Origin of the sequence: Pinibacter aurantiacus, assembly GCF_019130065.1 — a bacterium.
GTDB classification, from domain to species: domain Bacteria; phylum Bacteroidota; class Bacteroidia; order Chitinophagales; family Chitinophagaceae; genus Pinibacter; species Pinibacter aurantiacus.
The window spans coordinates 1-24,072 of sequence record NZ_JAHSPG010000010.1; the positions used below are offsets into that span (position 1 = coordinate 1).

A 24,072-nucleotide genomic window follows, 5' to 3' on the forward strand; every position below is an offset into this window, starting at 1 on the left:
TGCTTTTAATCGAATACAGCCCAGGCTGAGCCATGTATAGACAAAAAAGAGAGCACCACTCTTGTGATGCTCTCTTTTATTATAAAGCGATTTATTAGTAGTCGTTTCTTCTTCCGCCACCATAACCACCGCCGCTACGGTTTCCACCACCGCCGTAGCCACCGCCACCGCGATTTCCACCGCCGCCGTAGCCACCACGGCTTCCGCCGCCGCCACCGCCAAAGCTTTTCTTTTTGAATCCGCCACCGCCGCCGGATCCGCCTTGTTTAGGCTGAGATTCGTTTACAACGATGTTACGGCCTGAAATTTCAGTGCCATTTAAAGCTTCGATTGCAGCTTGGCCTTCTGTGTCGTTTGACATTTCAACGAAACCGAAACCTTTACTACGGTTGTTGTTGAATTTGTCTGTAACGATTTTCGCGGATGCCACTTCGCCATAAGGTGTAAAAAGATCAAGAAGATCTTGCTCAGTCATGCTCCAACTGAGGTTTCCAACGTAAATGTTCATTGTTTTTAATTTAAGTAATACAAAAAATACCCATAATGAACACAGTAACAATAAGCCAAGAAACATTTACTTGAAACGCTCAACGGAAGATTGCGAAACTGTAAAGATCATTAAAGAGGCTCTACGAAGGTATAATATTTATTTTGGAATTCTAAACAATTTTATATTATACAATTTGGTGATTTTTAGATTGTTTATTAAATGAGAAAACCCAGCCTTTTGAGCTGGGTTTTATAGGAAAATAAAATGGAATATTTTATTCTGCAACAACTTCAAATTCAACCTCGGTCGTGTTTCCATTACCGAAATCGATAGTTGCTTTGTAAGTACCTAATTCTTTAACCTCATCCACAATGTTAATGCGTTTGCGGTCGATTTCGTAGCCTTTTTGATCGCGGATAGCACGTGCAATCTGCAATGCTGTTACACTACCAAAAATTTTACCACTAGTACCAGTTTTTGCACCTACTTTTAAAGCACCTTCTTTAAGTTTTGCTACTACGCTGTTGATTTCAGCTAGCATTTTTTCCTCTTTTTTGCGCTTTTGTTTAAGCTTTTCTTCTAATTGTTTCAAGTTAGAAGGATTGGCTTCAACAGCTTTCTTTTGAGGAATAAGGAAGTTACGAGCGTAACCGTTTTTTACAGTTACCAATTCGGTAGCACCTCCCAGGTTATCTACATCTTGTATTAAGATTACTTGCATGGCTTCCTCCTTACTTTAAAAGATCAGTTACATACGGCAATATTGCCATTTGACGAGCTTTCTTTATCGCATCAGCAACTTTACGTTGATACTTTAAAGAGTTACCTGTAATACGACGTGGTAACATTTTACCTTGCTCGTTCAGGAATTTTTTCAAAAACTCAGCATCTTTATAATCAATATATTTGATGCCCAGTTTTTTAAAACGGCAGTATTTCTTTTGACGCTTTTCGGTCTTAATGGCCGTTAAATATTTGATTTCATTTGCCTTTGCCATAATTCTTAAGCCTCCACTGCTTTTTCGTTTCCTGTTTGTACACCACTTCTCTTTTTAGCATTGTACTCGACGGCGTATTTATCGAGTGCAGTGAACATGTGACGAAGTACGTTCTCGTCACGCAGAAGCTGAATTTTAAGCTTCTCATTGAAGTCGGATGGCGCACTGTACTCCAGAACCCAGTATAAACCGGTTGTCTTTTTCTGGATTGGGTATGCCAGTGATTTCAGTCCCCAGGGATTGTTGTGCTGTACCTGGCCATTGTTATCGCTAACAAGGTCCATGAATTTTTTCTGAGACGCTTTAAACTCATCTTCAGAAAGCACAGGGGTAAAAATCACCATCAATTCGTAATTGTTCATTTCCCTGTTTTTAGGTTTTAAAAAATAATTTGGGCTGCAAAGGTAAGCGATTCGAAACACATAAAAAATTCCTTTCACGACTGAATTCACTAGTGATAGATAATAAATTGTCTAAATGTGACTGTTGCTCTCACAGTTAATTGAGAACTAATCATTTGTTAATCTGTTAAAGCTTTTTCCGGAGTTATCTTTGCAGCCTAAATGCAACATTTATCAATATCCATTCTCTTAATTATCTCTTAGTCAAGCCGGACCTGCCTTTTTATCTTAAAAAATTGAGTATGAAATCTAAACGTTTATACTTTGTAATCCTGATTAGTGGTGCGCTTAGTTCCTGTGGGTTGAAACATATGCGGTGAGGACGAATGTGAATCGTTCGCAAGATTCCGGCTACTGAGCCGAGATTTTTTTTCTGACAATTTTTCCGGTCTTTCAATTTAAATATCCATTGGCACTCGGTTTGACAAAGAGCGGGACGTATTTTTGCCATCTTAAAAACAATTATTCAAACCCAGTATAAAAGAATTGAATATGCAAAAAGGAAGTATTCGTGTGCAGACGGAAAACATTTTTCCGATCATTAAGAAATTTTTGTACAGTGAACATGACATTTTTATTCGTGAATTGGTAAGTAACGCAGTGGATGCCACTCAAAAGCTGAAAACGCTTTCATCAATCGGAGAAGCGAAAGGCGAGTTGGGTGAATTAAGGATCGATGTGAAACTGGATGCTGAGAAAAAAACTATCACAATCAGTGATCGTGGCATCGGGATGACTGCAGAAGATGTAGATAAATACATTAACCAGGTTGCATTTAGTGGCGCAGAGGAGTTTTTGAACAAATACAAAGGCCAGAATGAAGCCAATATTATAGGGCATTTTGGATTGGGGTTTTATTCCTCATTCATGGTGAGTGACCAGGTGGAAATATTTTCTAAATCCTATAAAGAAAATAGTACGCCGGTAAGATGGGAGTGCGACGGAAGCCCTGAATATACACTGGAAGAGACTTCCAAAGAATTGAGAGGTACTGATATCGTGATGCACATCAACGCGGAAAGTGAAGAGTTTTTGAATGCCGAAAGGATAAAAGCTACGCTTGAAAAATTCTGCCGCTTTTTGCCGGTTCCAATTTTCTTTGAAGACAACCAAATTAACAATCCTACACCGGCATGGACCCGTAAGCCGTCCGAGTTAACTACTGAAGACTACCAGAATTTTTATAAGGAGCTATATCCGTTTAATGAAGCTCCGCTTTTCTGGATCCATTTAAATGTTGATTATCCATTTAACCTTACCGGTATTTTGTATTTCCCTAAGATTAAACAATCTTATGAAATACAAAAAGACAAGATCCAATTGTACAGCAACCAGGTGTTTGTAACAGACGAAGTGAAGGACATTGTGCCAGAATTTCTAATGCTGCTGCAGGGTGTAATTGACTCTCCGGATATTCCACTGAACGTGAGCCGTAGCTACTTGCAGGGAGATCCTAATGTGAAAAAAATCAATAATCACATTACAAAGAAAGTTGCTGATAAGCTGGAAGAAATTTTCAACAACAATCGTAAAGAATTCGAAGAAAAGTGGGAGAGTCTCGGATTGTTTGTGAAATACGGAATGATGACGGATGAGAAGTTCCTGGACAAGGGAAACAAGTTCCACATTTTTGAAGATGTTGACGGTGGCAAATTCTTTACTCTTGACGAATATAGAATTGCGACTGAAACACTCCAGAAAAATAAGGAAGGCAAGATTGTAGTGCTGTATACAACCAATCCGATTCAACAGGATAGTTACATACAGGCCGCTAAAGCAAAAGGTTATATTGTAGTGAAGATGGAAACACTTGTAGATGCAGCTTTCATCAACAATATGGAAATGAAGTGGAGCGATGTAATGTTTACACGTGTTGATGCTGATATAACCGACAACCTGATCGACAAAAGCGAGTCTTCTGAAAGTGTTTTAAGCAAGGATGATGAAACGACCCTGAAAGATTTGTTTGGTTTCCAAATTCCTGCTTTGCATGTTTCCGTTGAAGTAAAAGGCTTAAGTGCGGATGCGCCGCCGGTGGTAGCAACACGCCCTGAGTTCATGCGTCGTATGAAAGACATGGCTGCTGTTAGCGGACCAATGGGAAATTTCTATGCGAATATGCCTGATGAAGTAACGTTGACAGTAAATGGAAATCACAATATTTATCAGAAAGTATTGAAGCAGGATGATAAATCTAAACAGGAAAGAGTAGTGAGAAATCTTGCTGATCTTGCGTTATTATCACAAGGCCTGCTAAAAGGAAATGATTTGACCGCGTTTATTAACAGAAGTGTAGAGTTGATGGACAACGGACAGTAACGTATGGTCAATTGTGAATCGTGAATGGGTGCTGATCAATCATTCACGATTCACCTTTCACGATTCTCAACCTTCCTCTGCAAGAGAAAAATCGATCACTTTCATCTGGATGGTTTTTGTGTTGTTCCATTCATTTTCATCGAGTGTAAAAACAATATTAACCGGGCGATTCATTTGGAGCAAGGGAAACTTATCTGCCATTCCAAAACCAATGCCTGTAAGGGTCATGTTATTTTGTTTAACAACAAATCGTATATGACTTTCCTTTACAATTTTAGAATAGGATGTGTTGTAAACATTCTTTGCTATGAAAACGGGACGCATATTCTCTGGACCGAAAGGTTCCATCTGACAAATGATATTGTAGAATGTAGGCTTGATATCAGCGAAGGAAATTTCAGCGTCAATCAGAATTTCCGGAACCAATGATTCAGGTAAAATAGTAGTAGCAACTACTTCCTCAAACTTGCTGCTAAAGTCAGCAACTTTTTCGGGAAGCATTGTCATACCTGCCGCAGCGAAGTGCCCACCATAACCGATCAGGTGCTCACGACAAGCATGTACTGCCTCATATAAATTAAAACCATTGACACTTCTTGCACTGCCCGCAACAACATCTCCACTTAGAGTTAATACTATCGTAGGTCTGTAAAAATGTTCGATAAGTCTTGATGCAACAATGCCAACCACGCCCTTATGCCAGTGCTGTTGGAAAACAACTGTACTTTTTCTGCCAGCCATCACTTCATCACCACGAATGAGCGCCAATGCCTCCTCAGTTATAGATTTGTCGGCTTCTTTTCTATCTGTATTATCAGAGTGAAGCATTTCTGCATAGCTCATTGCTTCCGTTTTGCTTTTGGAAACAAAAAGCTGTACCGCTTTGCATGCATCATCCATTCTACCCGCTGCATTGATGCGCGGCGCGATCATGAACACAAGGCTATTGATGTGCATTTCCTTTTCGGAACCGCTTAATTCTTTTAGAGCTTTGATTCCCTCATTTGGATTTTCATTAGCCCGTTTTAAGCCGAAGTAAGCAAGCACCCGGTTTTCTCCGGTTATGGGAACAATATCCGCAGCGATTGCAGTTGCTACCAGGTCTAGATAACGCAAATATTCGTCTTCCGGTAAGTCGATACTTTTTGTAAGCGCAGTGATAAGTTTAAATCCAACCCCGCAACCACACAATTCTTTATATGGATAATTACAATCCGGTTGTTTGGGATTTAATATGGCATATGCGGGTGGTAAAATGGTATCCGGAAGGTGATGGTCGCACACTATAAAATCAATGCCCAGTGTTTTGGCATATGCGATCAGTTCAATCGATTTAATACCACAGTCAAGCGAAACTATTAACGTAAAACCATTTTCAAAGGCATAATCGATACCTAGTTTGGAAACGCCATAGCCTTCTTTATATCTGTGTGGTATATAAAAATCAGTTTTATCAGCCTCGTAAACCCTTTGAAAAAATTGATACATGCAAGCGACTGAAGTTGTTCCGTCAACATCGTAATCGCCGAACACGAGTATTTTTTCCCTGTTTTGCATGGCTTTAATGATGCGTTCGACAGCCTTGTCCATGTCCTTCATCAACCATGGATCATGCAAATCAGAAAGTTGGGGTCTGAAGAATTGTTTGGCTTCTTCAAAAGAGCTGATATCTCTTTGAGCAAGAAGTTTGCAGAGAACCGGGTTAATTTTCAGGGAAGTATGCAAAGCCTCCACCGTGGCATTATCTGCCTGCAGTATTTTCCATCGTTTTTTGATCATGGCAAGTCAGTATTTTCGATCGGTGGTATATCTCACAAGCTGTTCCAGGCTTTTTCTTACTTCCGATTCCGGAAAAGTATGCAAAATCTCCAATGCGTCGTCTCTGTATCGAAACATTTTTTCAGTCGCGTATTGAATTCCGCCGGCTTTCACTACTTCGCTTATCACTTCCTGAACCTTGTCTTTCTTTTTATTTTGGTTTTTAATAATGTAAATAAGCTTCTTTCTTAGTGTAGTGTCTGCATTATTAATCGTATAAATGAGGGGGAGCGTAAGCTTTTTTTCCTGAATATCATTTCCCGTGGGTTTACCTACATCTTCACTTCCATAGTCGAAAAGATCATCTTTTATTTGAAATGCTATCCCCACTTTTTCGCCAAACAAACGCATCTTCTCCGCGGTGTCATCACTTTGACTGGTAGAGTAAGCGCCTGCGCCACAAGCAGAAGCTAACAAGGAAGCAGTTTTGTTAGTAATAATATCGAAATACACAGATTCATTAAGATTGAGCGTTCTGGCCTTTTCAATCTGCAACAATTCACCTTCGCTCATTTTTCGTACGGCTTCCGAAAGAATTTGCAGTATCCTGAACTCGTTGTTATCTAAAGAAAGAAGAAGGCCTTTTGCAAACAGGTAGTCGCCGACGAGAACGGAGGCTTTCGCTTTCCATAATGCATACGTAGAAAAGAAGCCTCTCCGCTCAAACGATTCATCCACCACATCATCGTGCACGAGTGAAGCGGTGTGTAATATTTCAACCAATGAAGCAGCACGATAGGTAGATTCATTGACTTCTCCGCACAATTTCGCAGATAGGAGAACAAACATTGGTCTTAGTTGTTTACCTTTTCGTTTAACGATGAAACTCATGATTCTGTCGAGCAATGCAACATCGCTTTTAACAGATCCTTTGAATTTTGTCGAAAAAATCGCTAATTCTTCGTTTATGACAGGTAGTGACAGCTCCATGCAAAAAGGTTAATCGGGGCAAATTAATACATTGGATAAATAAAACGGACAATGCAGCAGTTTTTTAATTTTTATTGCCTTTTAATTGATTTTGTGCAACTTAATATACTGCCCAAAGCAAAAAATTATTTGGTTTTTAACAGCCAATTAATACTTTTGTGGCTAGTGTTTCTTTTTTATCTTAAAATTTACTTAAAACTGAGTTATGGTACGCAAAAAGTTAAAATTGTTAACGGCACTCCTATGCCTTACAGCATCGGGAGCTTTTGCCCAGCTTGGATCAAGCTACGACGTTAAAGACTCATCTTTAATTTCTAAGAAAAATTTACCTCAGCACAACGAATTTTTGAACAATGCCTATCCTTACCCAGCTAAACCAAGAAATCAGTGGGAAGTTGGTGTTAAGGGCGGATGGTCTGCAGTTGCTGGTGACGTTCGTTATCAAGGTCTAACCGGTGGTGCAGGTATATCTGTAAGAAAGGCACTTGGATATGTGTTTTCTTTGAGAGCAGAATATGATTGGATGAGATCAAAAGGTCTTAATTTCTCGCCTTCTGTTCCGCCTGATGTTGCAAATTCAGCGTGGTCAGCTTATGCGCCAGGTCAGGTTGTTTTCTACAATTACAGAACGACAATTCAGGAGCTAAGTTTGCAAGGTGTTGTTACTTTGAACAATATTCGTTTTCACAAAGCAAAGACAGGCTTTAATTTATATGCATTTGGTGGTATAGCTGGGATGATTTATGACACTAAAGTGGACGCTTTGGATGGTAATGGAAATCCCTATACAAATCTTTTCACCACTGTAAATAATAACTATTCCGGTCAGTTTACTTATGAGAACAGGAAAGATATTCGTAAAGCGTTGAAAGACGGTATGGACAAATCATACGAAACACATGCTGAAACAGATGTGGCTCAACCAAAATTGTTTGGTCAATCTTTCAAACCAGCAGCAGTAGTTGGTATGGGTGTTCAGTTTAAATTGTCTAAAAAGCTCAATCTTCAATTCGAGGACAAATATACCATTGTTAAAAGCGATCTTATCGACGGACAACAATGGCAAGCGGCCGCAGTCGCTGGTGCTCCTGGAACACGTCCACAAGGTATCATGACACGCGATTTTGATTCTTACAATTTCCTGTCAGTTGGTTTAAACTTCAACCTTGGTGGCAAATCTGTTGAGCCATTGTGGTGGCTTAATCCATTGGATTACGCTTACAACGAAATCAACGCTCCTCGTCACATGAAACTTCCAAAACCAGTTTTGGATGATGCTGATGGCGATGGTGTTACTGACCAGTTCGATCTTGAACCAAACACTCCAGCTGGAGCTCCTGTTGACTCTCATGGTGTTAGCAAAGACACAGATGGTGATGGTGTTCCTGATTACAAGGATAAAGAACTTATCACTCCAACACAATGCCAACCAGTTGATGCTGATGGCGTAGGTAAATGTCCAGAACCTCCTTGCTGCCAGGATATCAGAAACAACATGATGACTAAACCAGCAGGTTGTGGTATCGGTGATTTGCCAAGTGTATCTTTCGGTGCGAAATCAGTAAGCCTAAGCAAAGACGCTAAAGCTGTATTGGCTGGTGTTGCACAAAAAATGAAAGACAACGCAAATTGTAAAGTAGCAGTAGTAGGTTACGGTGAGTCTAGCAAATCTGCTCAACAATTAAGCTGGGATCGTGTAAATGCAGTGATCAACTACCTTGTTGAAAAAGAAGGTATCAACGCAGACCGTTTGATCTTCAAATATGGTGAAGGCGGTGGCGATGCAAACACTGTAGATTTAAGAGATGGTTCAGGTGAAGAAGGACCTAACACAGTTCCTGCTCCGCATCCAAATCTTAGAAAGAAATAAGATTACTTTTTGCAGAATAACTACAAAGCCCTCCTTTTTGGAGGGTTTTTGTATTATATTAACTATTTCTTTTTGGCGACCTGATATTTTACGCATTTTTTTGTATAAAACAGTTAACTTTGCCAGCCTTTATGAGATTTTTAATAATAGCATTCACCATAATCGTCACATTTTCAGCGTGTTCTTCTTTGTCTAAAGTGCAAAAGAGCAACGATTACGAGTACAACTACCGTATGGCTGAGCAGTATTACGCTAAACAGAATTATAACTACGCACAGCAGTTATATGAAGAATTATTTCCTATATTTAAGGGAACTGACAGATTTGAGGATATGTATTACAAATCTGCGTATAGTGCGTTCTATTTAAAGGACTACACTAATGCGGAAAACCTTTTCAAAGGATTTGTAGAAGTATTCCCAACGAGTAAAAAGGCGGAAGAAATGGAGTATATGCGTGCATATACATTTTACAAGCAGTCCCCTAAAACGGAGCTTGATCAAACCAATACCTACAAGGCAATGGGTTTGATGCAAACGTTTATCAATACGCACCCTGGTTCTGAGCGTGCAAAGGAAGCGATCGCGATTGTTGATAAATGCCGTGCAAAACTGGAAGAAAAAGAATATCTGAGCGCTTTTTTGTATTACAATATGGGACAGTATAAAGCAGCTTCAGTTGCTTTTACAACGCTAATTAATGATTTTCCTGATTCGCAAAAAAGCGATGAATATAAATTATACGCTATTAAGTCATATTACGAATACGCTGTGTTGAGTATTTCAACAAAACAGGAAGAAAGGTTTGAAAAAGTATTGACTGAGTGTAACGAATTTTCAGATCGTTTTCCAGAAAGTAAGGTCATAAAAGAGGTAGAGAAATATTCAACTCTGGCTCAAAACAATATTAAAGCTATAAAAAATGAGCAAGTTAAGAAAGCATCTTAGTTCAAGCATGGTAAATACTGCTGAAACTAAAAATTTACTTGAGATTAAAGGTAAAACTGGCAATTTGTACGAGTCAATTGCTGTTATAGCAAAAAGAGCAAACCAAATCAACATTGGTTTGAAAGAAGAATTGCACAACAAGCTTGACGAATTTGCAAGTCATACAGATAGCCTTGAGGAAATTCATGAGAACAAAGAGCAAATCGAAATTTCACGTGCATACGAAAGAATGCCGAATCCTGCTCTTATCGCTACTCAGGAGTTTCTTGAAGAAAAGATCTATTACAGAAAGAATCAAGAAGACAACCTTTTCAGCTAATTGATAGGGTTAAAAATAATTGAAGCCGTAGTTCAGATATAATGAGCTACGGCTTTTGGTATTTCTAATACCTGTTTAATTTTTAATATATTTAGGCGACAGGTTTATAGCTTGTCGCTTTTCTTTTTTCTCTATTGGAACGGCAAATAAACCATAATTTTAGGCCCATGTTTCAAGGAAAAAAAATTCTGATTGGAATAACCGGCAGCATTGCCGCCTATAAAACTGTGGTGCTTGTGCGCGAGCTTGTGAAGCAGGGCGCAGAAGTAAAGGTAGTCATGACCCCAGCCGCAAAAGATTTCGTAGCGCCTCTTACACTCTCCACACTTTCAAAAAATACTGTGCTTACGGACCTTTTTGAGAATGATTCCTGGGCGAATCACGTAATGCTGGGAAGATGGGCTGATGTAATGCTTATTGCGCCTTTAAGCTGCAATACACTGGCCAGAATGGCTCATGGCCTTTGCGATAACCTGTTGCTGGCCATTTATCTCTCTGCGACCTGCCCGGTCTTTGTTGCGCCTGCAATGGACGATGATATGTGGCACCATCCTTCCACAAAGGAAAATCTGAAAAAATTAGACAGCTTTGGTAATCATATTATTCCCGCCGAGAAGGGGGAATTAGCAAGTGGTTTGTTTGGAGACGGCAGAATGGCGGAGGTGCAAACTATCTTGGCGGCGCTTCAATCTCACTTTGATTCCCAAAAGGAACTCGCAGGAAAGAAGGTTTTAATTACGGCCGGACCAACGTATGAATTACTCGACCCTGTTCGTTTTATAGGAAATCATTCTTCCGGTAAAATGGGGGTTGCTATCGCCAACGAACTAGCAAACCGGGGAGCTGAAGTAACCCTTGTACTGGGGCCATCAAATGTTTCGGTAGATGAGAAGAGAATAAAAACCTTCCACGTAACATCGGCGAAAGAAATGTATGACGTGTGCGTTGAACAGTTTCCTCAAATGAATGTAGCTGTGATGGCAGCCGCAGTAGCAGATTATACTCCTGTTAACACATTTTCGGAAAAGATTAAGAAAAATGACGGTAATCTTGTATTGGAATTGCAAAAGACAAAAGACATTTTAAAAAGCCTTGGCGAAATAAAAAAAGACAATCAATTGTTGATTGGTTTTGCCCTGGAAACAAAAAATGAAGTTGAATATGCAAAGTCGAAGCTTAAAGATAAAAACGCAGACATCATTGTTTTAAATTCTTTAAGGGATAAAGGTGCCGGCTTTGGCACAGATACCAATAAGATAACTATTTTTGAAAAAAGCGGCACTGCCACTACCTATGACCAAAAGGATAAAGCACTTGTAGCGAAAGATATTGCGGACGTAATCGTAAAAAATATTTATGCGTAAAATTTATTTAATCCTCTCGGTTTTATTGTTGTCGCTGCAACTCTCGAATGCGCAGGAGTTACAGGCGAAAGTAAGTATTGCATCGAACCGTGTCGGTTCCACGGTTGATAAAAAGGTTTTTAACACGTTACAAACTTCACTCAACAATTTCCTGAACAATCGTAAATGGACAAACGATGTTTATCAGCAGAATGAAAAAATCGTTTGTAATTTTTTGGTGAATATCAGCAGCGCAGGAGATAACAATACATTTTCTGCAAGCCTTACCGTACAAGCTGCAAGACCAATCTATAATTCCTCTTATGATAGTCCGCTTATCAATTTTATTGACGACAATCTCACTTTCAGATATGTAGAATTTCAGCAGCTTGATTTTAATGAAAATCGCGTTGCAGGCAACGATGCGACAGCCGCAAATCTTACAGCGGTATTAGCCTATTACGTTTATATCATATTGGGCTTGGATTACGATAGCTATGTGCTTAGAGGTGGTGATCCATATTTTCAAAAGGCGCAAAACATTGTTAACAATGCACCTGACGGCAGGGATCTTGCCGGTTGGAAAGCTTTTGACGGACAAAGAAACCGCTACTGGTTAATGGAGAATCTGACAAACAATCGTTACTCTATCGTACATGATGCTTTTTACAGTTACTACAGAACCGGTATGGATAAAATGTATGAGGATGATGTTGCCGGAAGGAAAGGTATACTGGCTTCATTAAATTATCTGAGCAATTTGAATACACAGAATCCCAACCTGATGATCACTCAGTTTTTCTTCCAGGGAAAATCAAATGAGTTGATAAAAATATTCAAAAAATCTCCTGCTGATGAAAAAGCAAGAGCGCTGGATTTGTTGTCGCAGCTAGACATTACGAACGTGAATAATTATAAAACGGAATTGAAATAGTTTCCATGTACAAAACAAAATACTGGCTTTTTGCTTTAGTTATATTTCTTGTGTCTTGCGGCGGAAAGAACAAAGTGCCTTCAGGGGTTTTGCAGAAAGACAGCATGCAAAGTGTGATAAAAGATTTGATGCGGGTTGACGAGTTCGTAACCATGTATGTTGTTAAGGACAGTTCAAAAAATCAAAAGACAGAACGCCTGCGCAGGTATGAACAAGTTTTTGCATTGCATAAAACTACGCAAGCCGAATTTAAAAAGAGTCTTGACTATTACCGGGAGCAGCCCGAAATGATGAAGCAGATATTTGACACTGTTTCTTCACGCGAAATAGTGAAGCTTGATACAACAAAAAATCATCCGAAACCAGTAAAGCCGGACAGCGCGTCAATTCATAAGCTCGATACTGCTAATGGAAAAATAAAGAAAGCGGATTCGCTTCCCCGACTCAAATTCAGGGCTGATACAGCCATCCTGCGACGATTCAAAAAACTTAATCAGAAATAATTTTAAGCTTGCCATATGAACAAAGTAGTTGCCAATGCCCAGGAGGCAATAAAGGACATTTCGGATAATGCCACCATTATGTTGGGTGGCTTTGGGTTATGTGGAATACCGGAGAACTGCATTAATGCCCTGGTAGAAAAAAATATAACCAACCTCACTTGTATTTCCAACAATGCCGGAGTAAATGATTTTGGGCTGGGTTTGCTTTTGAAAAAAAGACAGATCAAGAAAATGATGAGTTCCTACGTTGGAGAAAACGACGAATTTGAGCGCCAACTTTTGAGCGGGGAACTTGAAGTGGACCTTATTCCACAAGGCACACTTGCCACACGCATCGCCATGGCCGGCATGGGTATTCCTGCATTTTTTACGCCTGCGGGCTACGGAACCGAAGTTGCCGAAGGGAAGGAAGTGCGCGAATTTGATGGCAAACATTACCTTATGGAAAGAGCTTTACATGCCCAATTCAGCATTGTAAAAGCATGGAAAGGTGACAAGGCAGGTAATCTCATTTTTAGGAAAACAACCCGCAATTTTTCTGCTTCAATGGCTAAGGCCGGAGATATAACGATCGCCGAAGTAGAAGAGCTGGTAGAGCCCGGCATGCTCGATCCCGACCAGATCCATGTTTCAGGCGTTTATGTACACCGCATATTTCAAGGCGTTGATTACGAAAAGCGCATTGAGAAGAGAACCACGCAATTATAATCACAAAATATTACCGTTAGTATGTTCACCAGCAAGCACACACTTGTAGAAAGCTTTGGCGTGGATAGTGAAATCGCTGCTTTTTTTGTTGACCGCAAAATACCTGATCAAAACGACTACTGGAAAGGTAGATTGTTGTATGTTTCAAGCGGAACAGGCTATCTTTTTATACCGCTTTGGTTTGATCTGCAGTTTAAGCTTGGCGTAGCAAAAGATGTTTTATTGAGTGAAGATTATGTGCGTTTGTCTGAAGCAATTTTGGACAGCGCAGCAAAGCATGAGATGAATAAAATTTCATTGCAGGAGCACATCGAAAATTGCAAAGCCCTGGTTATAGGAAGAGTTAAACAAACAGCATTGTACGATGACCTGCTTGCTTTTTTTAGTGATCCTCTATTAAAACCATACAAGAATATCGGCACAGTAAGCCCGGCTTTGAACAGAGGCGATAGCTTGCTGTTTACACTTTGTTTGCTGGAAACTGACATGCAAACACTCAACAAGCTTGTAAGAGGATGGCAGGCGCTAGTTCCGTCTTTCTTATTAATGGATGATGTAATGGATCTGGAAGAAGACAAAAAGAATGGAGAAGAAAACTCTATTGCAGATTTTGGAAAGGGTAGCGAAGGTGTAAAAAAGGCCTTGGACTATCTCGCAGATAATTTTGAATTCTTAAAGCAATACAATCTCAAATTAGCGAACACTTTTGCTAAATCGCTAGTGGCAAAAAAGGAAACTCCTTATTTGCAGTCTCTAATTTCTAATTCCTAACTTCTAATTTCAAGTTTTATGGCACTCGATAAATTTGGTATAGCACGTCGCATCGCAAAAGAATTGAAAGATGGGATGTACGTAAATCTTGGTATTGGTATACCGACGCTGGTGGCGAACTACGTTCCAGCCGGCATGACGATAATGCTTCAAAGTGAGAACGGGATGATGGGCATGGGACCATATCCTGAAGAAAAATATATAGACGCCGATCTTATTAACGCGGGAAAAGAAACCGTGACCATATTGCCGGGTGGCTCTTTTTTTGACAGCGCTGAAAGCTTCGGAATGATCCGCGCCGGAAAAATTGATTTAACGGTGTTGGGCGCAATGGAAGTGAGCGACACTGGGGATATTGCCAACTGGAAAATTCCGGGTAAAATGGTTAAGGGAATGGGCGGCGCAATGGATCTGGTTGCCGGCGCAAAAAAAATTGTAGTGGCGATGATGCACACCAACACTGCGGGACAGTCAAAACTTTTGCCTCAATGTTCTTTGCCCCTTACCGGCGTAAAATGTGTGCACAAAGTAGTTACTGAACTCGCTGTGATGGACATTACTCCCAATGGCTTTAAACTGCTTGAAAGAGCACCAGGCGTAACCGTGGAAGAAATACAGGCAAAAACTGCCGGACGTTTAATTATAGAAGGAGAAATTCCCGAAATGCTGTTTTAAGTAAAAAATAAAAAATAAAAAGTCAAAAGTAGAAGCCAGGTAATATTCAGAAAAAGGCATTAGCCTGATATTACAGTGTTTTTACTTTTGACTTTTTATTTTTGAATTTCAAAAAAATGCCTGCTTTTAATAGCAACATTGTTTAGTAAACCTTAAAGACAGCATTCGTTTTTTAATTAAATCCTTTTGCCAGGTTTCTTTAATTATTAATGACGACTTTCTAGCTGTCCCCGCTACTTTGTTTCCAGTTGCATAAAATGCAGGCAATTATAAAGTAAAAAGATCTTGTCAAGTTTAGGATAAGGTTTTCTCTAGAATTGGATTTTTTACTTCCGGTCAGCTGCCGGCTTAGGATCTTGGATTGTAAGCTTCAATGGATATGGATCTTGCTCTAAAACTCAGAAAAACTACATTAACGGTCTATAGAGAACAGTCAGGGGCGTTTTCATAGTTTTGGATAAAATCTACTACGTGGGTATTGGATGAAAAGAAGTTGATTGACATTGGACTTCATTTGGTTTCATAGATATTGAAAAAACTTACTGGACGGTATCAAGGATATTGGAAAGAGGTCTCAATCCCTCGTCAATCAACTTGAAACAAAAGTACATGTGGATAAGTATGTGGACAAGAGCGAAACTGCCCTATTTAAATCGTACGGATTTTACACCCGTATTAGGATAAATTCTATCTTTCGGAAGGTGTAGTTACGAGGTTTTGTATCGTAGATTTACGAAGTTTAGAAAGTGCTTCGTAGAATTCCGAAATGTATTAATTTAGTAAAAATACAATAGTATAATTCCAAAAAAATCGTTCAATTTGCAGGCTGGGTTTTAGTAACCTCAGAAAATTCCAAATTACCTTTATGAAAAATCTAGGAAAAGAAAAAGTGATTCAAGTGGTTATAGCCGATGACCATACCCTTTTCAGGGCCGGCGTAAAAACTGCACTTTCTGTGAAAAGTGATGTAGAACTTATCGCAGAAGCCGACAATGGCATGCAGCTTTTGAACCTGCTTAAACACATTCAACCTGATGTTATTTTATTAGACATTCAGATGCCTATTATGGACGGGCTCGCTACATTGCCTGAAATACGGAAACTATATCCAGGCATTAAAGTAATCATGTTGTCAATGCACAACGATCATTCCATTATTTCCCGCTTAATGGAAATTGGTGCTAATTCTTATTTGACTAAAAACTCAGATTCCGAAACTATATACGAAGCAATCAGAACCTGCTACGAACAGGAATTCTTCTTTAATGAGTTAACTAATAAAGCATTATTGACCGGCCTCAGGACCCGTAAAACGGAAGTTCAGCAAAATGAGGAAACACAGCTAAGTGATAAAGAAGTAAGAATTCTGAAGCTTATGTGTGAGGAGAGAACAACGAAGGAAATCGCAGATATAGTAGAAATAAGCCCAAGAACAGTTGAAGCAATACGGGATAAACTGAAAGTTAAAACAGGCGCCAAGTCGATGGCGGGTTTGGTAATGTATGCCATTAAGAACGGCATTGTGGTAGAAGGGTAGAGACGCATTGAATGCGTTTCCGGAAATCGAACCGCATTCGTCCTGCAAAACCCAAGCCCTGTAAAAAATATTCGAAAACCACGCCTTCTATTACAACCAACAGAAATAATCAGGCTGCGTTTTTATACCGAGCTGAGAGAGGTCAAGAGTTCGACTTGCAGGCACAATAAATTAACGTATAATACAGCCTTGTTTAACAAGGCTTTTTTAATTTTGATACTATGCTACACTTCATAAGCCACAACGGAAAAATATTAAAGGACGATAAAGCGATTATCACAGCTGATAATAGAAGTTTCAGGTATGGCGATGGTTTGTTTGAAACCATGAAAGTGATTGACGGAAAAATACAGCTGGAAGAATATCATTTTGATAGACTTCTTAAAGGCGTAGAGCTTTTGCAGTTCGACAAGCCTGCTTACTTTTCGCAGGAGTATTTTTCAAAGCAAATAATAGAGTTGTGCCAGCAAAACCAACAGCACAAGCTTGCTCGCGTAAGACTAATGGTTTTTAGGGGAAATGGAACCGTGTATGAGATGGAAAACAACTTTCCTAACTACATCATCCAAACCTGGAAACTGGCTGATAATTTCACCGAATTCAACAATGAAGGATTGTCGATCGATATTTATCAAAATGCAAGAAAAGCGATCGACTCATTTGCCAACTGCAAAAGCAACAACTATCTACCTTACATAATGGGAGCGTTGCACGCTAAAAAGCAGCAGTTAAACGATGCTATTATCCTGAACACGAAAGATCGTGTTTGTGACACAACCATCGCCAATGTATTTCTTGTAAAAGGTGGCACAGTAATAACCCCGTCGCTGCAGGAAGGTTGTGTAGATGGCGTGATGAGAAGGTGGCTGCTTAAATGCCTTCCGTCAATAGGTATCGAAGTAAAAGAAACAGAAGTAGAAGCTAACGACGTTTTGACAGCAGATGAAATATTTCTTACCAACTCTATTTATGGATTGCAGTGGGTAGAAAAATGCGGAGGAAAAATCTATGGCAATACGATCGCGAAAAAAATATTCGAAAACTGCATTCAGCCGCTGAATGTAAATGAAGAGATAACAGCTTAGTCATCATATTTTAAGAATGCAATTTGTTTGCATAAAGTGTACATTTGTTTGAAGCCGGTAATGTTGCCGGCTTCAGTCATAATGTGAGGTCTATGCCGGTTAATATAATGTGGTTCAGGAGAGATTTGCGATTAACAGATAATGCAGCTTTGTATCACGCATTAAAAAGCAACAATGCGGTAGTTCCGGTTTTTGTTTTCGATAAAAATATACTCGACGATATAGAGGAAAAGGATGATAGCCGGATCACTTTTATTTATCGTGCATTGGAAGAGATGCAGGAACAATTGTTGAGCATCAAATCTTCGCTCGAAGTATATTATGGCACGCCCGAAGAGGCCTTTAAATCTCTTCTTAAAAAGCATACAATTGAAAGAGTCTTTACCAACACAGACTACGAGCCTTACGCCATCAAACGTGATAAGGAAATTCAGCAATTGTTAAAAGAAAAAGACATCAGTTTCCACAGCTATAAAGATCAGGTGATTTTTGAGAAGAAGGAAATTGTGAAAGATAATGATGAGCCATACACCGTGTTTACCCCTTATAGCAAAAAATGGAAAGCTGCCCTAACCGAATATCACTATAAAGCATACCCCGCGAAAAAGTATTTCGACAATTTTCACAAACAGAAAGAAGTCAAAATTCCATCGTACAAAACGATTGGTTTTACGGAGTCTGGTCAACATATGCCATCAAAATCCCTGGATATTGATGTTGTGAAGAATTATACCAGCGATCGTGATTTTCCGGCCTTGCACGGAACAACAAGAATGGGCGTGCATTTAAGGTTTGGTACCGTGAGTATTCGCAAGTTGATAAAAAATGCAATTGAATTAAACAGCACTTTTTTAAATGAGCTGATATGGCGGGATTTTTTTCAAATGATACTTTTCAATTTTCCACACGTGGGGAACGGCAAGGCTTTCAAACCTGCATATGATTTTATCAAATGGCGCTATAGTGAAAAGGATTTTAAAAGCTGGTGCGAGGGCAAAACCGGGTATCCCATTGTGGATGCAGGCATGCGTGAGTTAAATGAAACGGGCTTCATGCATAACCGTGTGCGAATGATAACGGCTTCATTTCTTACAAAACATTTGCTGATCGACTGGCGATGGGGCGAAGCATATTTTGCAAAAAAACTACTTGACTTCGACCTGGCTGCTAACAATGGCGGATGGCAATGGGCGGCTGGAAGTGGTTGCGATGCTGCTCCATATTTTCGCATTTTCAATCCATCATTACAAACAAAAAGATTTGATCCTAATCTCGAATACATTCGCAAGTGGGTTTCTGAGCTAGACGAATTCAGTTATCCTGAACCGATCGTAGAACATGAGTTCGCGAGGAAGAGGTGTTTGGAAGAATATGCGAAAGCGGTTAAGGCGAGTAATGCTTAAGGCTCTGCAAGGCTTGTAGCCTTGCAGCATTATTCTGTTGTCTTTGACAACAAACAAATTGCCGGAGGCAATAAAATAAAACTGCAAGGCTACAAGCCTTGCAGAGCTAGCGCTAAATGCAAACTTTCGCGTTAAGCGTTAGGCGTTAAGCTTTGAGCATTATTTTTCTCGTAAACTTCCAACAAAGTACTTACGGCTTTTCTTCCATTTTCTCCAAGAGAAAGTGAATAGTCATTTACATACAACTCAATGTGCTGGCGCATTACATTCTCTTCCATTTCCTGTGAATGTTGCTTTACATATTCCGGAAGAGAAGGGTAATGGGCAAATGCATATTCAAGACTGCGTTTGATCACGCGGTTTACTTTTTCGCAGGTTTCTTCGTCGAAAGATTTTTTTATTACAATGCCACCAAGAGGAATCGGACAGTTCATTTTTTCTTCCCAATTGGTGCCAAGATCCATAAGCTTCACCAAACCTTTTTGCTGATAGGTGAAACGGTTTTCGTGAATGATCACGCCGCAATCAACATCGCCATTCAATACTGCATTTTCTATTTCTGAAAACAATGTGTACTTCTTGTTCTTCGCATTTGGAAAAGCCAAAGAGAACAGAAGGTTAGCCGTTGTATTTTCTCCCGGTATTGCAATCGTGCAGGATGAAATTGCTGAATGGTCGATTTGTTTTTTCGCGATCAATAAAGGGCCGACACCTTTGCCTAAAGCACCGCCACTGTCAAGCAGTGTATAGTTTTTTTGCAGTAAAGGCAATACACCGTAGCTTATTTTAGTAATATCAAGTTTCCCTTGTAATGCCCACTGGTTAAGCGTTTGCACATCCTCCAACTGCACATCCAATTCAATACCTTCAGTATCAACTTTATGATTGATCATTGCTTCAAAAATGAATGTATCATTGGGGCAGGGAGATATTCCGAGTGTTAGTTTCATCGATAGTTGTTTGCTGTTAGTTGATAGGTGTTACAGAAATTGAAAATTGAAAGTTGAAAATGGAATGCTTTACTCATTACTCAAAACCTTCATCACTTGCTCGTTCAAATTCTCAATCGCCTCCTTTATTTTCCACTTGCTTTTATTTCTTTCACCTACATAATTTGAAATGCTGCGAAGCTGAAGAAATGGCGTTTTTTCCAGACTGCAAATATAATGCAATGCAGCGCCTTCCATCGATTCAACAACTGCGTTATATTTTCTAACGTATAAATCAATTACAGGTTTAGCAGTTGTTATCTGGTTTACAGTAACGCCTGACACCTTTGGCAGTTTCAGAAGTTTCAATGCTTCCTTGTTCTTATTTTTTAGAACTTTGGATGAATAAGGAAACTCATTTGGCTTAAGAAAATTCATATCAAACAGATCCTTGTATTCTTTATGCTCTTTTACACCTAGATCTCCCACTATTTCATCTTTCACAATTACCACATCACCGAGTTGAAAATCCTTGTCGAAGCATCCTGCGATGCCGGCCTGGATAACGAGGTCATATTTTTTTTCTGCAAGTTTTCTTGTCAAATGATAAGCTGTTGCGAGTATGCCGATTCCTGCGATAAGAACATCTGCTTTTATCTTTTTCTGTTTAATAAAATCTACAGCAGGGGCAATTTCAAACGGTGTTGCAGCTACCAGTAAGTAGTTCATTATTATTTGTTTAACGGAGCAAATGTCGGCAATTAAGGTGAATGGTGAAACGTGAATGGTGAATATTGCAGGGTTGCTTAATTAACGATTCACCTTTCACGTTTGACGATTCAACCTATGATTCTACTCATGAAAAATGACAAAAGAAATACCTAGGAAATCCACTTTTTAGTATATTTTTGTTCTCTTGCACGGCAATAAAACCATGCAAAACGTGAGATTAACTTATGAGCCGCACGTGAGTCTTAATTACTTGAACAGCAGACTTCTGTTTCAGATTTAAGGCGGTTAATCTTAAAAACATTTTTAATTTAAAATTGCACTTAAAGAAAGTCGTTTAAGTAAATCAGCATGACGAAAAAGGTGTCAGTTTACAGGAAAGAGCATTTTAATGCCGCCCACAGGTTGCACAATCCTTCTTTGTCTGCAGAGGAAAACAAAAAGATTTTTGGTAAGTGCAATAATGAAAACTATCACGGCCATAACTATGAACTGATCGTTAAGGTAACCGGCGAGGTTGACCAAACAACAGGTTATGTTATGGACATGAAAAAACTTGGCCACATTGTTGAAAAGAACATCATGGACAAGTTTGATCACAAGAACCTTAACCTTGACGTAGCTGAATTTAAAAGTCTTAATCCAACGGCTGAAAATATTGCCATTGTTATATGGGAAATATTGCGCCGCGAAATAGATGAATCTTTGGACGTAAAAGTTATTTTATATGAAACAGAAAGAAATTACGTTGAATTCCCTGCTGAATGAGGACACAATCGATCTGAACATGCTTAACTCAGAAGAAGTAGGAAATGATCATTTGGCAACATCTATGAACACTCCTTTGCGTGCAGACGCATTTGAAATGGATGATGAAACCAAGATCCAGAAGATCGAGCAACACTTTCAATCTATCATGGAAATAATGGGCCTGGATCTTACCGATGATAGCCTGAAGGGAACGCCCCATCGCGTTGCTAAAATGTACATTAAGGAAATTTTTAGTGGTTTAAATCCTGCCAACAAGCCGAAAATCGCCTTGTTTGACAACAAGTATAAATACAACCAGATGCTGGTGGAAAAGGATATCACCTTTTATTCCAACTGCGAGCATCACTTCGTGCCTATTTTTGGCAAGGCTCACCTGGCGTATATTTCGTCTGGTAAAGTAATTGGCCTTAGTAAGCTGAACAGGATCGTGCAGTATTTTGCAAAAAGACCACAGGTGCAGGAACGTTTAACCGTTCAAATTGCTACGGAACTTAAAAAAGTATTGAATACCGAAGATGTTGCGGTGGTAATTGATGCCAAGCATTTGTGCGTTTCCAGCCGTGGTATACAGGACACAAACGCTTCTACTGTTACTTCTTTTTATGGCGGAAAATTTCAGAATGCGAATGTGAAAGAAGAGTTTCTGCAGTACATTCAGCTGAAAACTGAGCTATAACCATCTGGTAGTTGTAAAATTTAGATACATAAGAGATTTGCCAAGTGGTAAATCTCTTTCTTTTTTACCAAAAGATATATTACTTTGGCTCAGGTTCCCGTCCCTTGTAAACTTGCGCAACGGCATTTCAACTATTTTAGTACGTGTGATTTTCCAGCCATTAACTTTTATATTTTTGCCCACTTGAAATGAAAAAGTGGGGCTGGGATTTATGTTAATTGTTTGAAAATTAACCAATTGTAACCTTTTCTAACGCTTTTAAAAACTGAACTACACATAACATGAAGCATGCTTTTGTATTTCCGGGTCAGGGCTCTCAATTCCCGGGTATGGGTAAGGACCACTATGAAAAAAGTGCATTCGCAAAAAAGTTATTTGAACAAGCAAACGAAGTGCTCGGTTTTCGCATTTCCGATGTTATGTTTAATGGAACAGAAGAAGATCTCAAGCAAACAAACGTTACACAACCCGCAGTTTTTTTACACTCTATTATTGCATTCAGAAGTATAGATAATGCTCGTCCTGACATGGTTGCGGGACACTCTCTGGGTGAATTTTCTGCATTGGTAGCAAACGGCACATTGAGTTTCGATGATGCATTGAAGCTGGTAGCTGTTCGTGCAAAAGCCATGCAAAAAGCCTGTGAATTACAGCCTTCCACTATGGCCGCGGTATTGGCATTGGATGATGAAAAAGTAGAAGAGATCTGCAAGCAAGTACAAGCCGAAACCGGTGAAGTAGTAGTGCCTGCAAACTATAACTGTCCGGGACAATTGGTGATAAGCGGTTCTGTAAAAGGAGTAGAAATCGCTTGCGAAAAAATGAAGGAAGCCGGTGCAAAACGCGCATTGATTTTGCCGGTTGGCGGAGCGTTCCACTCACCATTGATGTTGCCTGCAAAAGCAGAGCTGGAAGCTGCTATAAACAGCATTTCTTTTCACCAACCAACTTGTGCAGTATATCAAAACGTGGTAGCTAAAGCTGTGATTGATAAAGAAGAAATCAAACACAACCTCATCGATCAATTAACAGGTGCCGTAAGATGGACACAAAGCATACAGGCGATGATTGCCAATGGGGCTTCTAAATTCACGGAAGTTGGCCCAGGCAAAGTGTTGCAGGGATTGATCGTGAAGATTGATAAAAAAGCGGTTACAGAAGGCGTTAGCTAGTAGGGGCGAATCGCATTCGCCCTGATGCATCCAAAAGGTGCCCGAATTGAAAATTGAAAGTTGAAAATGATTTTCAACGCAAAAAATAAAAAAGAAACGTCGCATCATTCCGGTGCGACGTTTCTTTTTATAAACTTAGTAAGGACGAATGCAGTTCGCCCCACCATTTTCAATTTTCAACTTTCAATTTTCAATTGACAACGCACAATTCACCCATTCTGCATCAAAAGTCGCATTCAGCTTTTTATAAAATTTAATTGCCGGTTCGTTCCATTCCAGTACCTGCCACACAATGCCATTGAATTTCTTCTCTTTTGCTTCAGCAATGAGGGCTTCGAACAATAAGCTGCCAACACCTTTACCGCGCATTTCTTCGGTAACAATTAAATCTTCCAGGTACATGCGTTGCCCTTTCCATGTTGAATAACGGATATAGTACATTGCGAACCCCTGAATAACACCATTTTCCTCTGCCACAAATCCCCACCAGACTGGGTTTGCACCAAAACCACTTTCTTCAAAATGCTCCAGTGTCACAGTCACCTCATCTGGTGCTTTTTCAAACAACGCCAACTCACGTATAAGCTCCATTAGTCGGGAGCAGTCTTGCCTTACGGCCCTTCTGATTGTTATGCTCATGGGTGCAAATTATTAAAAAGTTGTTAGTTGATAGTTGTTAGTTGTTAGAAGAGAAAGTGGCACATAAAGCCAAACAATCAACAACTATCAACCAACAACTTTCTT

General features: G+C 39.6%; 25 protein-coding genes. 16 read left to right on the top strand and 9 right to left on the bottom strand.

The window, feature by feature from the left end; all coding sequences use genetic code 11:
* Positions 1-94: 94 nt before the first annotated feature.
* The 4 genes from KTO63_RS26395 to rpsF form a co-directional block, all read right to left on the bottom strand.
* Positions 95-508, bottom strand: coding sequence for an RNA recognition motif domain-containing protein (locus tag KTO63_RS26395; RefSeq protein ID WP_217791810.1), 414 nt, complete (start codon positions 506-508; stop codon positions 95-97).
* Between the two features lie 256 nt (positions 509-764).
* Entirely contained in the window at positions 765-1,211 is a 447-nt protein-coding gene (gene rplI / locus KTO63_RS13245) for a 50S ribosomal protein L9 (RefSeq protein ID WP_217791811.1), read from the bottom strand.
* A 10-nt stretch (positions 1,212-1,221) separates the two neighbouring features.
* Entirely contained in the window at positions 1,222-1,488 is a 267-nt protein-coding gene (gene rpsR, locus KTO63_RS13250) for a 30S ribosomal protein S18 (RefSeq protein ID WP_217791812.1), read from the bottom strand.
* A gap of 5 nt (positions 1,489-1,493) precedes the next feature.
* Positions 1,494-1,850, bottom strand: a complete 357-nt coding sequence (rpsF, locus tag KTO63_RS13255; protein ID WP_217791813.1) for a 30S ribosomal protein S6 — start codon at positions 1,848-1,850, stop codon at positions 1,494-1,496.
* A 531-nt stretch (positions 1,851-2,381) separates the two neighbouring features.
* On the opposite strand from rpsF, the gene htpG reads away from it, so the two are divergent.
* A complete protein-coding gene (htpG, locus tag KTO63_RS13260) occupies positions 2,382-4,208 on the top strand; it encodes a molecular chaperone HtpG (RefSeq protein ID WP_217791814.1) in 1,827 nt (608 codons plus the stop codon).
* Between the two features lie 66 nt (positions 4,209-4,274).
* On the opposite strand, the gene recJ is transcribed toward htpG, so the two are convergent.
* Positions 4,275-5,987, bottom strand: coding sequence for a single-stranded-DNA-specific exonuclease RecJ (recJ, locus tag KTO63_RS13265; RefSeq protein WP_217791815.1), 1,713 nt, complete (start codon positions 5,985-5,987; stop codon positions 4,275-4,277).
* Between the two features lie 6 nt (positions 5,988-5,993).
* Positions 5,994-6,956: a polyprenyl synthetase family protein gene (locus KTO63_RS13270; RefSeq protein ID WP_217791816.1), complete on the bottom strand. Its 963-nt coding sequence runs from the start codon at positions 6,954-6,956 to the stop codon at positions 5,994-5,996.
* A 205-nt stretch (positions 6,957-7,161) separates the two neighbouring features.
* Here KTO63_RS13270 and KTO63_RS13275 point away from each other — a divergent pair, with 205 nt between their 5' ends.
* From KTO63_RS13275 to KTO63_RS13330, 12 genes are all read left to right on the top strand, one after another.
* Complete coding sequence (locus KTO63_RS13275) at positions 7,162-8,826, top strand: OmpA family protein (protein WP_217791817.1); 1,665 nt, start codon at positions 7,162-7,164, stop codon at positions 8,824-8,826.
* Positions 8,827-8,957: 131 nt separating this feature from the next.
* Positions 8,958-9,773, top strand: a complete 816-nt coding sequence (locus KTO63_RS13280) for an outer membrane protein assembly factor BamD (RefSeq protein WP_217791818.1) — start codon at positions 8,958-8,960, stop codon at positions 9,771-9,773.
* Positions 9,748-10,092 (top strand): DNA-directed RNA polymerase subunit omega, encoded by a 345-nt coding sequence (locus KTO63_RS13285; protein ID WP_217791819.1) that lies wholly within the window; start codon positions 9,748-9,750, stop codon positions 10,090-10,092. Before KTO63_RS13280 ends, KTO63_RS13285 begins: the two co-directional genes overlap by 26 nt.
* A gap of 167 nt (positions 10,093-10,259) precedes the next feature.
* Positions 10,260-11,456: a bifunctional phosphopantothenoylcysteine decarboxylase/phosphopantothenate--cysteine ligase CoaBC gene (gene coaBC, locus KTO63_RS13290; protein ID WP_217791820.1), complete on the top strand. Its 1,197-nt coding sequence runs from the start codon at positions 10,260-10,262 to the stop codon at positions 11,454-11,456.
* Positions 11,449-12,369 (top strand): type IX secretion system protein PorD, encoded by a 921-nt coding sequence (gene porD, locus KTO63_RS13295; protein WP_217791821.1) that lies wholly within the window; start codon positions 11,449-11,451, stop codon positions 12,367-12,369. The genes coaBC and porD overlap by 8 nt, the downstream gene beginning before the upstream one ends.
* Before the next feature lie 5 nt (positions 12,370-12,374).
* On the top strand, positions 12,375-12,872 hold the full coding sequence (locus tag KTO63_RS13300) for a DUF4296 domain-containing protein (RefSeq protein WP_217791822.1): 498 nt from the start codon (positions 12,375-12,377) through the stop codon (positions 12,870-12,872).
* A 15-nt stretch (positions 12,873-12,887) separates the two neighbouring features.
* Positions 12,888-13,580: a CoA transferase subunit A gene (locus tag KTO63_RS13305; protein ID WP_217791823.1), complete on the top strand. Its 693-nt coding sequence runs from the start codon at positions 12,888-12,890 to the stop codon at positions 13,578-13,580.
* A 21-nt stretch (positions 13,581-13,601) separates the two neighbouring features.
* Positions 13,602-14,351, top strand: a complete 750-nt coding sequence (locus tag KTO63_RS13310; RefSeq protein WP_217791824.1) for a hypothetical protein — start codon at positions 13,602-13,604, stop codon at positions 14,349-14,351.
* 18 nt (positions 14,352-14,369) lie between these two features.
* Positions 14,370-15,026, top strand: coding sequence for a 3-oxoacid CoA-transferase subunit B (locus KTO63_RS13315; RefSeq protein ID WP_217791825.1), 657 nt, complete (start codon positions 14,370-14,372; stop codon positions 15,024-15,026).
* An 865-nt stretch (positions 15,027-15,891) separates the two neighbouring features.
* Positions 15,892-16,563 (top strand): response regulator transcription factor, encoded by a 672-nt coding sequence (locus KTO63_RS13320; RefSeq protein ID WP_217791826.1) that lies wholly within the window; start codon positions 15,892-15,894, stop codon positions 16,561-16,563.
* A gap of 221 nt (positions 16,564-16,784) precedes the next feature.
* The gene (locus tag KTO63_RS13325) at positions 16,785-17,648 is read left to right on the top strand and encodes an aminotransferase class IV (protein WP_217791827.1); all 864 of its coding nucleotides are present in this window, start codon (positions 16,785-16,787) and stop codon (positions 17,646-17,648) included.
* Positions 17,649-17,740: 92 nt separating this feature from the next.
* Positions 17,741-19,051 (top strand): cryptochrome/photolyase family protein, encoded by a 1,311-nt coding sequence (locus KTO63_RS13330; RefSeq protein WP_217791828.1) that lies wholly within the window; start codon positions 17,741-17,743, stop codon positions 19,049-19,051.
* A 131-nt stretch (positions 19,052-19,182) separates the two neighbouring features.
* On the opposite strand, the gene KTO63_RS13335 is transcribed toward KTO63_RS13330, so the two are convergent.
* Together KTO63_RS13335 and mqnB are read right to left on the bottom strand one after the other, a co-directional pair.
* Positions 19,183-20,001: a 1,4-dihydroxy-6-naphthoate synthase gene (locus KTO63_RS13335; RefSeq protein ID WP_217791829.1), complete on the bottom strand. Its 819-nt coding sequence runs from the start codon at positions 19,999-20,001 to the stop codon at positions 19,183-19,185.
* 69 nt (positions 20,002-20,070) lie between these two features.
* Positions 20,071-20,709 (bottom strand): futalosine hydrolase, encoded by a 639-nt coding sequence (mqnB, locus tag KTO63_RS13340; protein ID WP_217791830.1) that lies wholly within the window; start codon positions 20,707-20,709, stop codon positions 20,071-20,073.
* Between the two features lie 351 nt (positions 20,710-21,060).
* Here mqnB and KTO63_RS13345 point away from each other — a divergent pair, with 351 nt between their 5' ends.
* The 3 genes from KTO63_RS13345 to fabD all read left to right on the top strand — a co-directional run bounded on the left by KTO63_RS13345 (position 21,061) and on the right by fabD (position 23,328).
* Positions 21,061-21,477, top strand: coding sequence for a 6-pyruvoyl trahydropterin synthase family protein (locus KTO63_RS13345; protein ID WP_217791831.1), 417 nt, complete (start codon positions 21,061-21,063; stop codon positions 21,475-21,477).
* Entirely contained in the window at positions 21,437-22,156 is a 720-nt protein-coding gene (gene folE / locus KTO63_RS13350) for a GTP cyclohydrolase I FolE (RefSeq protein WP_232373165.1), read from the top strand. Before KTO63_RS13345 ends, folE begins: the two co-directional genes overlap by 41 nt.
* A 281-nt stretch (positions 22,157-22,437) precedes the next feature.
* Positions 22,438-23,328: an ACP S-malonyltransferase gene (fabD, locus tag KTO63_RS13355; RefSeq protein ID WP_217791832.1), complete on the top strand. Its 891-nt coding sequence runs from the start codon at positions 22,438-22,440 to the stop codon at positions 23,326-23,328.
* A gap of 183 nt (positions 23,329-23,511) precedes the next feature.
* On the opposite strand, the gene KTO63_RS13360 is transcribed toward fabD, so the two are convergent.
* A complete protein-coding gene (locus KTO63_RS13360; protein ID WP_217791833.1) occupies positions 23,512-23,967 on the bottom strand; it encodes a GNAT family N-acetyltransferase in 456 nt (151 codons plus the stop codon).
* Positions 23,968-24,072: the final 105 nt, after the last annotated feature.